General features: G+C 36.3%; 7 protein-coding genes and 1 pseudogene. 4 read left to right on the top strand and 4 right to left on the bottom strand.

Features of this window, described 5'->3' with window-relative positions:
* Window positions 1-27: 27 nt before the first annotated feature.
* On the top strand, window positions 28-705 hold the full coding sequence (locus tag ACQKN2_RS20540) for a hypothetical protein (RefSeq protein WP_427416592.1): 678 nt from the start codon (window positions 28-30) through the stop codon (window positions 703-705).
* Complete coding sequence (locus ACQKN2_RS20545; protein WP_427416593.1) at window positions 705-1,958, top strand: HlyD family secretion protein; 1,254 nt, start codon at window positions 705-707, stop codon at window positions 1,956-1,958. The genes ACQKN2_RS20540 and ACQKN2_RS20545 overlap by 1 nt, the downstream gene beginning before the upstream one ends.
* A gap of 822 nt (window positions 1,959-2,780) precedes the next feature.
* Here the strand turns inward: ACQKN2_RS20545 and ACQKN2_RS20550 are convergent.
* Together ACQKN2_RS20550 and ACQKN2_RS20555 are read right to left on the bottom strand one after the other, a co-directional pair.
* On the bottom strand, window positions 2,781-5,276 hold the full coding sequence (locus ACQKN2_RS20550) for an S-layer homology domain-containing protein (protein ID WP_427416594.1): 2,496 nt from the start codon (window positions 5,274-5,276) through the stop codon (window positions 2,781-2,783).
* Between the two features lie 71 nt (window positions 5,277-5,347).
* Window positions 5,348-7,234 (bottom strand): copper amine oxidase N-terminal domain-containing protein, encoded by a 1,887-nt coding sequence (locus ACQKN2_RS20555; protein WP_427416595.1) that lies wholly within the window; start codon window positions 7,232-7,234, stop codon window positions 5,348-5,350.
* A 190-nt stretch (window positions 7,235-7,424) separates the two neighbouring features.
* On the opposite strand from ACQKN2_RS20555, the pseudogene ACQKN2_RS20560 reads away from it, so the two are divergent.
* Window positions 7,425-7,618: pseudogene (locus tag ACQKN2_RS20560) on the top strand (IS3 family transposase); the annotation flags it as partial.
* Between the two features lie 103 nt (window positions 7,619-7,721).
* On the opposite strand, the gene ACQKN2_RS20565 reads toward ACQKN2_RS20560, so the two are convergent.
* Window positions 7,722-9,608, bottom strand: a complete 1,887-nt coding sequence (locus ACQKN2_RS20565; RefSeq protein ID WP_427416596.1) for a stalk domain-containing protein — start codon at window positions 9,606-9,608, stop codon at window positions 7,722-7,724.
* A gap of 1,313 nt (window positions 9,609-10,921) precedes the next feature.
* On the opposite strand from ACQKN2_RS20565, the gene ACQKN2_RS20570 reads away from it, so the two are divergent.
* The gene (locus tag ACQKN2_RS20570) at window positions 10,922-11,761 is read left to right on the top strand and encodes a copper amine oxidase N-terminal domain-containing protein (RefSeq protein WP_427416597.1); all 840 of its coding nucleotides are present in this window, start codon (window positions 10,922-10,924) and stop codon (window positions 11,759-11,761) included.
* A 1,216-nt stretch (window positions 11,762-12,977) separates the two neighbouring features.
* On the opposite strand, the gene ACQKN2_RS20575 is transcribed toward ACQKN2_RS20570, so the two are convergent.
* Window positions 12,978-14,840 (bottom strand): Ig-like domain-containing protein (locus tag ACQKN2_RS20575; protein ID WP_427416598.1); only part of this gene is annotated, 1,863 nt, incomplete at its 5' end.

The following is a 14,840-nucleotide window of genomic DNA, read 5'->3' on the forward strand; positions in this document are numbered from 1 at the left end:
ACTATTATGGAAGAGAGGAAACTGTATATGTTTTACCATTATAAATTTTGGCATAGCTTAAAAAATCCAACCTACTTTACTAAAATTGTAGAAGAAGGTGAGATGATCGGATACAAAAAACGTTCGTTGACGGTTTTCATCTTATTCGTTCTGTTATTCACTGCACGTGAGTATTGGGGGATGGGTACTGAAACTTTAACGACATTGTTCGCAATGGATTTACATAATGAATACTACGTGGCTCGTTTACTTTCGATGCTTGGTGCCATTTTGTGGGCTATTGTCTATTTTTGCTTCCATTATTACGGTGTTACCTACCTTTTACATCTATTAACAGACATTCCCTATACATGGATTAAAAAAGTCCAATTATATGTTGTCACATTTTTATTAATCGAAAAAACAATATTATTTGCTGTTTTCTACTTAACTGGCTATACAACACTCTTTTCATTCTTTTCATTAGCGCCCCTTGCATTGCAGGTGATGAATACGGATTACGTCTTATTCACGCTCAATCAATTGACAGTGGCAACTATGCTAACAATTGTTGTACAGTACACATTCCTTTCTAAATGGGAGGAAGAGGCGAGTAGAAAAATATTAGTCGTAAAAATTATTGGCATACAATTATTTATGGCCTTATTTGTTGGTCTGATTAGTGTATTACCAATTAAAGAATGGATTACTAGGGGGTTAGGATAATGGCATTTTTCAAATCAAAGCCTTGGACAAGCTTGACCATCGTGTTGACAATGCTATTAGTCGGCGTAAATGCTTATTTTGTCTTTAAAGACGATAGCAAAATTACACGATCCTACTTTATCGATGAATTTCAAAAAGCCTATAAAGGTACAAATACAGAACGTGTTAATAAGGAAACGATTGTTGCACCAGCTGAAACATACACGCTTACAGCCGATGCGACAAGCTTATCTGCGGTGAATGCAAAGCGTGGCCAAAAAGTAACGCCTAATGATGTACTGGCTACCTATAAAACAGAAGAAGTTGATAATGAGTTAACAAAGCTTGAGGCAGAACGTACAGCCTATGAAAATGAACGAAGTGATTTAGAAGATGCGCTTTCTCAAATCGAGAATGATTATGATGATGCTGATCCGAAAAGCTCCGTCAATACGGACGAAATAAACGGCACATTATCTGTCACACTAAAATTAGAACTAGGACAGCAAAGTTCACCATCGACAGCAGTGGCCCTTTTGAATCGACATATTGCCGAGACAGATCGTCAAATTGCGATAATGGATGCACAAATTGAACAAATACAGGCTCGCCAAGGTGTCGTTAGCCCAGTGGACGGTGTTATTGCAGCCGTTAAAGAGGAAACTGGGACAATCACATTTGAAATCTATTCTACTGAAAAAACGATGCTTGCCTATTTATCAGAAGATGAGTGGCAAAAAGTATCGGAAGGTCAAACCGTTGATTTTAAAGTAAAACATTTGAAAGATTCCTTATCTGGTTCTGTACTAGAAAAACAAATGATTGCTGCAAATGATTCTTCTATTTGGGGGAATGAACTTGCAAAAACAACAGCTTTACCTCAACCAACGAATTATGAAGTAGTGTTGCAACAAGATGATGCGATGGAGGACATTCCATTTTCGACTACTGGCAAAGCCTCTATTATTGTCAACGAAGCATCTGATTCTTATAAAGTAGATAAATCGTGGGTGCATGCTACTAAAAAGAAAGGTAAAAAAATATACATTGTTGGACAGGATGGAAAAATTGAGTTAAAGGATATTCATGTTAACTTTAAAACTGCAAAGTCAGCTATTTTTACTGACAGTTTAAATGAAGGAACACCTATGCTATCCGATAAACAACGTAATCTTTCAGCCTATACCTTCCGTACAATGCCTGTTGAGAAAATCCAATGGAAACATTTCAAAGATTTAGATTGGAAACACTATATTAAATATATTGTTTTCTAAATAAGTTTTATAGTTCTTCTTATATAATAAAAATCCGCTTCAATTTCTGTGAGCACGAAAAGAGCAGCAACGGTTTGCTCTCCTCACAGAAATCTAAGCGGATTTTTTTCATTAGTGATGATAAAACGAATAAGTGACTTATTAAATAAAGTATGACTTTTCGGCAAAAGTGGGGTTGTTGATTTCCGTTCCGACTGGACGCTTTGCCGCTGACGCTTCGCTTTCGCGCAGAGCAGAGCTTCCTGGGGGCGTCCGATGAGCCGCTTCACTCGCGTTGTTCGCTCCAGGGTCTCGGGCCAACACGATGTTGGTCACGAAGGCGTTATCACAGGATGTGATGATTTTAGCCTTCGTTCCTCTATATCGCTGATCCCCGAGGAGTCGCCCAGTCTCCACTACAATCAACTATTTCACATGACAGACGTTTTAACAAAATATCATCCAACTTTTGAATTTTATCGGAGCACTTTTACGTTTTATCGCCCAACTTTTGAATTTTATCGATTAACTTTCACGTTTTATCACCCAACTTTTAATTTTTATCGACATCCACCTGCCAAAGAGCAAAAAAAATTCACACACAAAACTGTGCATGAATACTCTTACTTTAATATGTCGCCCAGTCTCCACTCCAATCAACTATTTCACTTAACGTGTATCTCCTTGCATCCGCGTTAGTTTATAGTGATAAATACCTCAGCAATGAATGTTTTATGTGCGGAAGCGAAGCGTCAGCCACAAATGCCTTCAAATGCTAGAACATTGTAAAATGACAAAACCCTGTAGTTTCAATCCTACAGGGTTTTATCATATGTGCTTTTATTATTTTAATGATAAGCATCTATTCAAGAAGCTTGAGAATTGTGCACGCGTAATTTGTGTGTCTGGTCTGAATGTATTATCCGGGAAGCCGCTTGTTAAGTTATTTGCTACAAGCGCTTGGATATCGCTATACGCCCAATGCGTCGATTTCACATCTGTAAAGTTTACTTTACTTGTGCCTGTTAATTTATAAGCTCTTGTTAAAATCGCCGACATTTCAGCACGTGAAAGCTGTCCGTTCGGATTGAACTTCCCTACTTCTTGCCCTTTAATAATCCCAGCTTGCTCTACTGCAGCAATGGCACTATATGCATAATGGTCCTTGCTGACATCTTTGAAGTTCGTTTCTTTCGTTGTTGTTAAATTGAGAGCCCTTGCAATAATAGTAGCTGCCTCTGCACGTGTAATGGACGCTTCTGGTTTAAATGTTCCATTCTCGTATCCTTTAATAAGAGACTTATTATACAAACTTTGGATTTCTGAAAAAGCCCAATAACCTTTCGCTACATCTGTGTAGGCTAATTCCTCATGATTGTCTTGATATACAGCCTGTAATTGATCGAAATACAGTGTACCTTTCTTTTGAAGAGAGGCTGAAGGCTGTGCAACGTATAATCGTTCGAATTTCAATGGTAGTGTAACATCATTAGGGATTTTCGCAGTGACATACTTCCAACCATTCCAGTCCATACCGCCTTGGCTAGTGAAATCAATTGTCTGCTTTGCTCCTGTACCATCTACAAGCACTCCACGAAGCCACTGTTTTCCAGCATCTCCATATACCCAAACGCCTATGTTATTTGGTTTTCCAGTAATCGGAATCGGTGATTTAGCTACCATATAGGCTGCTTTCGTATCTGAACCTGCTGATGTAAAATCATAATTTAACTTTAAGCTAGCCGTACCCTGTCTAGCATAGTCTTTAGCATTTGTGATAGAAGCATTTGCTTTTGCAACTTCCACCGTCCATGATGAAGCATTATCAAAGCTATCTAGTAAAATAGGTTTTTCTTGTGCTAAATCCACAACTTTCACAGTTGTGGATGTGCGCACACCGTCATACTCACCGATAATTTTGCCTTCCCCTTTTTGCGTAGCTGTGAAAGTTGCACCGTCCATCTTACCGATATTTCCTTCAACCGTCCAGTTCATCTTAGATGGGTTGATTGTCATAGGATTTAGGTATTGATCGTAGGCACTAGCCACTTTCATGTCAACGGATGAACCTTTCATGACTTGGTTTACATTGTTTATTGTAATGGATTTTGCTTTTCCTGGTGGCGCTGTATTGACAACTTGTAAAATGGCTGATACACGACGTTCACCACCATCTGAAGGGACGTTTACAAGGTTCGCAAAATAGCCGCCCGGATTTCGAACAACCATCGCTGTAGAGCCGCCTCCATCAAGGTTGATGGCCGAAGTAGCACCCATTGAGATTAAATACGAAGCTAATTCTGTTAAATTAGTGCCATTACTATGACCACTTAATCTACCATCTACGGTAACAACAAACACTTTTGTACCTGTTGCATCTACTGCCAACGCAGTACGAGGACTGCGCGCTGAAGCAAATCCAGAGTTCGTTGGCATAGAAATGTCTACCTTACCATTTTTCACTAGCATAGGTCCTGCAGCTAAAATAAATTGAGCATCCATCCATTTTTCATCAATAGATAGATTTACGTCAATGTTTGTCCCTGCAGTAATTTGGCTTAGTTCAGTTGCCAGCTCTTTATTTTGCACCGAAATAACAAAGCCATCCGATGGTACTGTTGAATTCCCTTCTGCACCATACGCCGTTACCTTTGAAACCGTCCCTGAAAGGCGATCTCCGAAATGTAATACTTTCATATCTTGACTAGCATTTGAGACAACAATTTCTACGCCCCAATTATTTGACCCTGTTGTTTTTTTATCAGGTGTGTATAATACAGTTTTATCAGTTGTTCTTTCTGTATTGATAAGATCAATCGGATAACTTTTACCATTTACTTGAAAGGATAGATTCGTAGAATAATAGTCTGCGATCGCCTTCCCTGATTTGGATACACCAAAAGCAACAGGCTTCTGTGTTGGACTTTCATATGTATCTCCCAAAATACCATAGTTGATAATTTCATTCTTTTCAGCTAACAAGTTGGCAGGCATACCATTTCCTAAGAAATACGAAGCATTGACAGCCCCAACAACACGATGTCCATCATATGTGTTTTGCTTTGCCATATTCGTTGTTGTTTGAAGTGAGTTAATAGGTTTTGGTACACCTACTTCAAGTTTTGTATATGTATTAGTTAAATTAACATCTAAAACATTGACAAACTCACGAATAGAATTAGAACTATAGGTTTGCTGTATATGTGTTACTTGTGGCGATACTTCTTTCTTTTCTTCTTTTATTTTATTATCAAAAACGGCTGCATTTGCAACACTTGGATTTATTGATAGCATTAAAACGAAACATACTACTACAATTGTTACTAGTTTTCTTGGCAATTTTTTCACTCCGAATCAAAAAGTATGGCACGAAGTCATGTTGTGAAATGCATTCGTGCCAGGGACTTCGTTTATTTTGTTTCTACATAAATAGCTACTGGAAGATTTACTCCGCCGGCATGCATGAATTCTAATTCAATTGTTTCCGATGAACCCTTCATCTCGTAATCTGGTAATTCAACATATTCTGTACCTACTCTCAATGTAGGCACTAGATACACTTTGCCATTAACCTTTACTGCACCACTATATATGCCGCCTCGACCAGCTAATTTAAGCTTGATCGTTTTTGTCTTTCCAGTTTGATTAACAAGTGGCAGCGACACCTTATAGTTCATTCCGAAATGACCAGGATTCCCTATGGCACCATTGATTTGTGAAAGTGAATTTTCTGTTGTTAGCAAATGGTCTGTACTACCATTTGAAATGTTATAGCCCACTTCTCGTGAATCTACTGTATAAGCAGGAAGATCTGCTAGAATAGTAGAGCTTGTCCAGGCACCTCGTGGATGCTTCGCAGATACATCAATCGGAACTGCATCTGATAAAATACTTGTTAAATTACTATTATCCTTTGTTAATACTGTGCGAATCGTATACTCTGGAGTCCCACCATTGACAGCTTGAATATCTAGATCATGTAAAAATCCAATGATATAGTCATTGAGCAAATCATATGATTCAATCACCTTTGTTTCTCCTGGTGCGATCACAATCCCTTTGCTATTAGATTTTTTAAACTTATCATTTAACGTTGCATCAGCAATGGTTAAACCAATATCATGGCCAACCCAGCTATTTCCCGTTTGTTGGCTAGTCCCTTTGGAGTCGATTACTTTGATGCTTTCAGTACTAGAAGTATTTTGAACTGTAATACCCATTCGTACATCTGTTCCTAACGTATTGTAATGCCAGCCAAATACTCGATGTTTATTTGTAGCTGATGTTGCTTTCACTTGATATTGGGCAAGCGTAGCATTAGATTTAGGGATCAGCTTGCGCGTTAACGTTTCTGGATTATCACTAATCAACAAATCACGATTTCCTTCTAAACGAGCAGAAGGAACAGCCTTAGGCGATGATGTAGAACCATAAGATTTTTCAAGGAAGGAGCTTGTATACATATATTGATAGACATAAAGGTATAATTCTCTTTTATCTTCGATATAACGTAAATTTCCACCTAATGCATTGACTATAAAACTAATAGGAACATACATTTTCCCATTTTGTATAAATGGTTTCCCTTCCGTTGTCATAACTTCATCGTTTACTAGAACTTGGTTACTATTTTCTTTGAAAAGAAAGCTCGTTCCCGCAATTTGCAATTCAAACGATTTATCAGGTAACAACGTGCCAGAAGAATCTTCTAAGTTTTCATATATATAATTAGCAGGAATATAGGATCTCGATTGCTTTACGATAATTGGATCCTCCATCACAATACGTTGATTATTAATATGTAAAATATATGGGTTCCCTTGAGGTTTCCCTGGCCCATCTGATAAGGAAATATCAACAGTTTGTGTAGTAGGATTCCAGTTCACGTTACCACCAAAATTTTCACTAACGAAACGCAATGGCATATACGTGCGATCCTTATACATAAATGGTGCAACAACCATTGGCACTTTTTGTCCATCCACTAAGGCATACTTTGAATTTACTGTTAAATTAACCAACTTGCCATTTCGAATGGCTGACGCAGTAAGTGTTTCTTTCTTCCAGTCCACACTGGCACCAACCGCCTCATACAAAGCTCTCATAGGTAAAAAAAGATAATCGGATTTATTTAAAACCGGATCATTCACTTGAAGAGTCTCACCATTGATATTAATAGAAACATTATTTTTTACGTGAATCTTGTCACTAGCAGCTGATGCAGAGGCTTGTCCAGGCAATATCGTAGCCAAAGCAACTGCGGTAATCATACATGAAGCCTTAAATTTACTAAACATCTTAAACACCTTTTTCCATAATTAATCTATAGGTTATCTTAACATGAAAAAAGTCCAAAAAGTGGTGCCGGTATCGAAAAAAGTCGAATTAGGTACCGGAACCTAAGTCCTATCCCTGCAAAAGTTGCATGGAAATCTTAAGATTTTCCATGACTCTATGAACTTCTTCTTTCATCTTTTGAATGTCTTTTATAAAGGAACAGTCGATAAAATCGCACCGAGGTCGCCAATGTAAAGTAGAAGCACCAAACGAAAAATGGAAAATGGACATTACGGAGTATCAATTATGCCTCGGCATAATTGGTCGGTGAAATCATTACGTATACGATTGGTTCTCGCCCAATGTATTCGCTTGTTTCGGAGATGTTAGAAAAGGCTTTTGATTAATACGAAAAATATTACAACAATTGCTTCTAGTTTTCTTATTTCTTCATTTAAAAGTTTGGCACGAAGATGTTGTGAAACAGATTCGTGCCAGGGACTTCATTTATTTTGTTTCTACATAAATAGCTACTGGAAGATTTACTCCACCTGCATGCATTAATTCTAACTCAATCTTGTCAGATGAACCCTTCATCTTGTATTCAAACTCAACATATTCTGAGCTTGTTCGTAACGAAGGTACTAAGTACACTTTGCCATTGAACTTCACTGCACCACTGTATAAGCCACCTCGACCAGTTAATTTAAGCTTGATCGTTTTTTTCTCTCCTGTATCATTGACAAGTGGAATCGATACCTTATAGTTCATGCCGAAGTGACCAGGATTCCCCAACGCACCATTGATTTGTGACAGTGAATTTTCTGTCGTTTGCAAATGATCTGTTCGCCCATTTGAAATGTTATAACCAACCTCTGGTGTATCTACTGTATAGGCTGGAAAATCTGCTAGAATAGTAGCACTCGGCCAAGCACCTCGTGGATGCTTCGCATATTCATCAATTGCAACGGCGTCCGTTTTGATCTTTGTTAAATCACTATTAGTCTTTGTTAATACTGTTCGAATCATATAATCTGGACTTCCACCATTAACTGCTTGGATGTCTATATCATGTAAAAATCCAACGACATAATCAGGGAACATCTCGAACGTTTCGATCACCTTTGTTTCTCCTGGTGCGATAATAACACCCGTACTGTCAGATTTTTTAAGCTTTCCATTTAACGTTGCATCTGCAATCGATAAACCAATATCATGACCTACCCAGTTATTCCCAGACATTTGAGTAATACCTTTAGCACTGCTGACCTTAATACTTTCAGAGCTTGAAGTATTCTCGATTGTAATACCAATATTTACCGCTTCTCCTAGCTTATTTAAATGCCAGCCAAATATTCGATGCTTATTTGTAGCTGAAGTAGGTGTTACATGATATTGTGCAAGCGTAGCATTTGATTTAGGTAGTAGGTCGTGCGTTAAATTTTCAGGATTATCACTGATCATCAAATCACGTTCTCCTTCTAAACGAGCAGAAGGAACAGCTTGAGGATATGATGTAGTACCAAAAGATTTTTCAAGGAAGTCACTTGTATACATAGCGCGATAAACATAAATATACATTTCTCTTTTTTCGCTAATATAACGTAGGTTTCCTCCCAATGTATTGACAACAAAAGTAATTGGAACGTACATTTTCCCTTTTTGAATAAACGGCTGTTCTTCTATTGTTACAGATTCATTGTTGATCAAGACGTTATTACTACCGTCCTTGAAAACAAAGCTCATGCCAGCAATTTGTAATTCAAATGATTTATCTGGCAGCCAATTACCTGCAGAATTATCTAAATAATCAGTTAAATAATCAGCAGGAATATAAGATCTAGATTGTTTCGTAACAATTGGTTCTGACATCACAATACGCTTATTATTTACATGTAAGATATATGGATCTTCTTGAGGTTTCTCTGAAGAATCATCTAATAAAATATTAACAGTTTGTGTATCAGGGTCCCAACCGACATTTCCATCAAAGTTTTCAGTAACAAAGCGCAATGGCATGTATGTTCTATCCTTATAGATGAATGGTGCAACATCCACTGAAACCTCATATCCATCTACTAAGGCTGTCATAGAATCAATTGTTAAATTAATAACCTTGCCATTGCGATTAGCTGTGGCAGTTTGTGTTTCATTGTTCCAGTCAACACTCGCACCAATCGCCTCATACAAAGCTCTCATTGGCAAAAGAAGAAAATCCGATTTATTTAAAATTGGATCATTGATTTGAATCTTTTCTCCATCGATATTAATCGTAACATTATTTCGTATCTGAATTCCTTTGTCAGTAGCAGCTGACGCAGAAGTTTGTCCAGACAATATAAAAGCAAAAACAACAGTTGCAACAATACATAAAGCTTTTAATTTGTTTAACATTCCTATCTCCTTTTTCTACATAAATTTTCTAATCACTATTTACCATCTTAACATGAAAAATGCCCAAAATGTGGCATTCTTATCGAAAAAAGTAGAATTAGGTACCGTTAGCCTAAACCCCATTCCTGCAAAAGTTCCACGGAGATTTAAGGATTTTTCAAACCTCTATGAACTTTGTCTATTCATCTCTTAAATGTGTTCATTCTTCAGGGGAAACATTGAAACTTACTTTTAAGAAAATTAGCTCATCCGCTAAATGTGTGGTTGATTTACGTTGCGACTGGGCGCTTTGTTGCTGACGCTTCGCTTTCGCACAGATAAAACATTTGCCGCTGACGCTTCGCTTTCGCGCAGAGCAGAGCTTCCTGGGGGCGTCCGATGAGCCGCTTCGCTTCGCTGCAGGGTCTCGGGCCAACACGATGTTGGTCACGAAGGCGTTATCACAGGATGTGATGCTTTTAGCCTTCGTTCCTCTATTGCTGATCCCCGAGGAGTCGCCCAGTCTCCACTCCAATCAACTTATTCACACAGCATACGTTTTAATAAATATCATCCCTATCTTTTATTGATGAAGAAAAAATAAATGCATTAATATCGTAATATGGCTTATAACCCTAACATGTGTTGATTTACCTTCCGTGAGCGCTTTCCCAAAGGTGCCCGATGAGCCGCCCATTCTACACTCCAATCAACTTCTATAAATGGCTAATGTTAAAAAAATGTCATCAATATCTTCCTCCAATTACAAAAAAAGAAAAGTCTGTCGAAGACTTCTCTCCGACAGATTTCTCTCACTCAGCACTATTAAACATTTCGTAGCATCTCACCAAGTAGGTGTTGTTCCCTTGAACTCTATCTTTCTTCGATATTAATACCAGTATAATGTGCAAAGCGCAAACGATTAAGGATGGAAGTGCTTCTTACAGCACTATATAGGTAAATCATTCTAACATAGGAAAATACTCATACTTGTGGAACACTTATATAATAAATACAATTAACGTTAGAGGAAGGTTGGATACATAAATGAAGAAATTGATGAAATAATTGCAAGGCATTAAGGAACGGCAAAAGAACTCATCCACTTCTTACATGTCAATGACAAATAAGAGTGACCAACAACCAACAGTAGAATTAGGCTTGAAGTCACATCAAAAGTGACGATCAAAAGTCCTTCATTAAACCACCCCTTTAAAACAAGCGCACACCCTACAAGAATTGAAGGGATGTTGTCGGTCGGCTTAAATCAACATTATTAGCTGGCAATCAGTCTATTATTTACCCAATTTATTTATGATTAAAGGAGATTTAAAGTGATCAAAAAATTTACATCTAGACTTACTCTAGCAATTATTTTAGTATTAATTAGTTTCTCATTCGCCCCTTCTGCAGAAGCTGCACCTGCTATTAATGTAGAAATTGATGGTGATGAAATACAATTTGACCAAGGTGCAGTATCTGTAAATGGACGAATTTTAGTACCAATGCGAACAATTTTCGAGGAATTAGAGTCAACAGTACAATGGAATGCAAAAACAAAGTCGATTACAGCTGTCCGAGGTACAAAAAAAATTGGTTTAGTAATTGGTAGCAAAACTGCCACTGTTAACGGGCAAAAGATTGCTTTAGACGTTCCTCCTCAGATTATTAATGGTAGAACCCTAGTACCTCTTCGTTTTATTAGTGAAGCACTTGGTGCAAAGGTTGATTGGAATAATCAAACAAAAACAGTTTCTATTACAACATATGATGCTGCTGAAAGATACTATTTTGTGAATCTACAAACTCTAAATTTAGAAGTTATTTCGGAAGACCGTTTTTATCAAGAAGTCGATCAACCCAATTCCTCAAAGGAACTTGTAAGTGATTTTGTCTTTAATTCATACCTAGATAATACTCGAGACTTCTTTTCTCAGCATATCGTTCGAGTATCAAACGGTGGTACAGGATTTGCTACTGCGTACGATGCCTATATGGATTTAGATGGCACTATTGTTAATGGTAAAGCTTCTGGTGAATATACTATCGAACTATTCGATATAAAAACCGGATCTCATAAAAAGACATACACTGGTACTTTTAAAGATATAAAATATGATCGCAATATTAAAACTACAGTACAGGAAATAATCAATAAAAATCATGTAAAATGATATCCATGAAAATAAACATAAACCGTAAATTCTTAAAATGAATATAAATGGCTTATGATTTGATTTTTGCTGAGTTTCAATAATACAAGTAAAATACTCTAACAACGCATTGGTTGCAAAACACGATATTTTTGGGCTATGGTATCGTTCCTTATAAAATATACTGTACCCATAAAATCGTTAATTTTTGCCTTGTTCCTCGCTGAAGGTGGGGCAGTTCCTTACGCTCTTTTTATTTTTGAACTTCAAGATTTTCAGGAAACCGATGATGATTGCTTAATCGGTATTCAGGTTGTAGTATCGGCTTTACTTCTTAGCTAGTGCCTCTATTAGTTCTCATACGGACTGATAGGGGCTATTTTTTTGTTTTCTATTTTACGGCATGCTATCCTTTTCAAAATGATAGAAAATTAATTTTAGGATTAATTCTAATACGCATTTTAATTTGATAAAAACAACAATTAATTTATGTAGAGCTAATTAAATAAGGATGTATAAAATTATGGTTATAAAAAAGAGACAATCATATATATGATTGCTTCAGGATTTACCTTTGAATAGAAATAAAATTTCTTATTGAATTACTACCGATTGGATTCCTTCGCTCCTGCTAATTTTATCCTTCTAGTATGCTTCCCATACAAGTTCAAATTAGCTTTTAACATCTAGACCACCAAATACAAAGTCAGAGACATTTGCTTTACTAATTGGCTGATTGCATCGAACTTTGATTTCCCCTCTTCTGTTAATCTAGCATTTTCAGTACTATCCTTATCATAATTCATTAATAGAATAGCAGTATTTCCAAGAATATCAGTGCCACCAAATCGCTCAACTTTAAGTTTAACTCACGTAAACGTTCATCAACTGTACAAAAGAGAATTTACCGTCTGATTTAAATTTTATTGAAGAATATTTTTAATCGGCTCAGAGAATGCAACTTTAATAGCTTTTGTTCCTAGAGATTTTACTTTTGAAAATTCCGATAATATATTATCAACTGGAGTGAATGCAGCATTTATAGCATCAATAGTCTTTCCCTCCTGCATATACATTTATAACAAAAGGCTTATAGGTTTTTACTCTAGTATTTTACCAGCTTGAATCTTAGAATTATGCAATAGTGAATATCTAGAATGTAGAAAAAAGGTTCTGTAGAGAGTAACACTCTACAGAACCTTCCTATTAAGAAATGATATTCACATTTCTTTTTAAATTATTTAAAATCAATTACTAAATCTGCTGAAGGAACATTACCTGTAGCTTTATCTTTAAGACTAGCTTTTTTAATAGTAATTTTTCCGTCATTGTTAAAAGTTGCAATATCAGCAGCAGCAAAGTTAGCGTCAGCTTTTACAGTAATAACTGTTTTTCCACCAACTGTAGAATCAGCTACAGTAAATCCGTCAGCTGCAGCATTTGCAGTTTCTGGTGTGAAGACAGCTGCAAACTCACCTTTAAGATTAGCAATAACATTTGAATCGATTTCAGAACTGAAAGTAAATTCTAATGTATTACCAGCTTCAATCTTTGTTTTATCACCAGCAGTTTTATATGTTCCACCAACTGTTGCTGTAACAGTTTTTGTACCGAAATCAATTACTTTTGCAGATTCACGAGTTGATTCTTTAGCAATGAAGTTTTTAGCTTCAGACAGATCAGAAATATATTTAGCATTATCAACTACATCAATTGCGTAAAGAGAACCACCTTCTGTAGTATCTCCTGGTTTAATAGTAATGAAAATACCAATTACAACACCATCTTTATCTTTAGCAAGATCCACAGTATAATCAGTACCTGCAGTTAGTTCTGTTGTATCACTTAGACGAACAACTTTAAAATCATTTGCAGCTGTCTGAGGAGAAGCACCATTAAGTGTAAGTTCTTCATTGAATGGAACTAAAATTGTTTTATCAACTTGATTCACAGCATAATCAGCATCTCCAAGAACTTCAGGAGCAACTTTATCTAGTAATTTACCAGCTACATATTCTGGTGTTGCTGTTGCATTAGTAGCTATTAATGCTTTACCAGCAAATGTATCACCAGCTAAAGTAACTAATTTAGAAAAGTCTACATTCAATCCGAAATTAGAACCGTCAGCATTAATTTCTTTATCGAATTTCACTTTAATAGTTGCAGTACCATTTGCTTCAATTGAAGAAATTGTATTGCCACCTGCTGCTACAGTAATACCGCCAGATTTTACATCTTCGATACCAGCATTAAATTTGATTTCTACAGTTTTTCTATCAACTAATGCAGCAGCATATGTCGTAGTACCATATTTTTTATACTCGCCAAGAGCTAAACTTGAATTTGTTTCATCGAAATTGATATAGTTAGCTTGTTTATCTTCAGAAAACTCTTTTAACACATTACCTGCAACGTCTTTAACTGAAAGAACTCGTAATTGTTGGATAACTGCTTTACCTGCGATATTTTTTTTGCCAAATTCAACAGTTTCATTAGCAATTTTTTCAGAGAATGTAATAGCTACAGTAGTTCCATCATGTAAAACATCGATTTTAGCAATGTCGTCGTTTAATGTACGTAATGTTCCATTAATATTCACAAGATAGTTAGATGCTTTAGACAATGATTCAATATCCATTTTTTCAGAGAATTTAATAACTACTCGTCTGTCAGATGTGCTCCATGATTTTGAATCAATTGTAGGAGGTACTTTGTCAGCATTTTCAATTACTTCTTTATAATCTAACATTGTATTCTCTAATTTTGTATTATCTTTTACATTCTTAACTTCTAATGTATTTTTACCATCTGATAACTCTTTATATAGAGTAACTGTTACAGTTTTCTTATCAGTAGATAGTGATGCATCTTTAACAGAAATTACTTTTCCGTCTTTATCAAGAATAGTATAGTTGTTTTTGTTTCCAGCTGAAGTACCTAAAGTTTTAGAGAAAGTAATAGCTAAAGTTTTTGCATCTTTTACTTCTACTTTCTTAACTTCTGGACGAGTTTGATCAACTTGTGGTGAAACAACTACTTTTGTATCTGCTGCAATTGTATTACCAGAGTAATCTTTTACACCTTCAACATAAGTTGTTAC

Origin of the sequence: Lysinibacillus sp. NPDC093688 (assembly GCF_050280145.1) — a bacterium.
In the GTDB taxonomy this organism is placed as follows: domain Bacteria; phylum Bacillota; class Bacilli; order Bacillales_A; family Planococcaceae; genus Lysinibacillus; species Lysinibacillus xylanilyticus_B.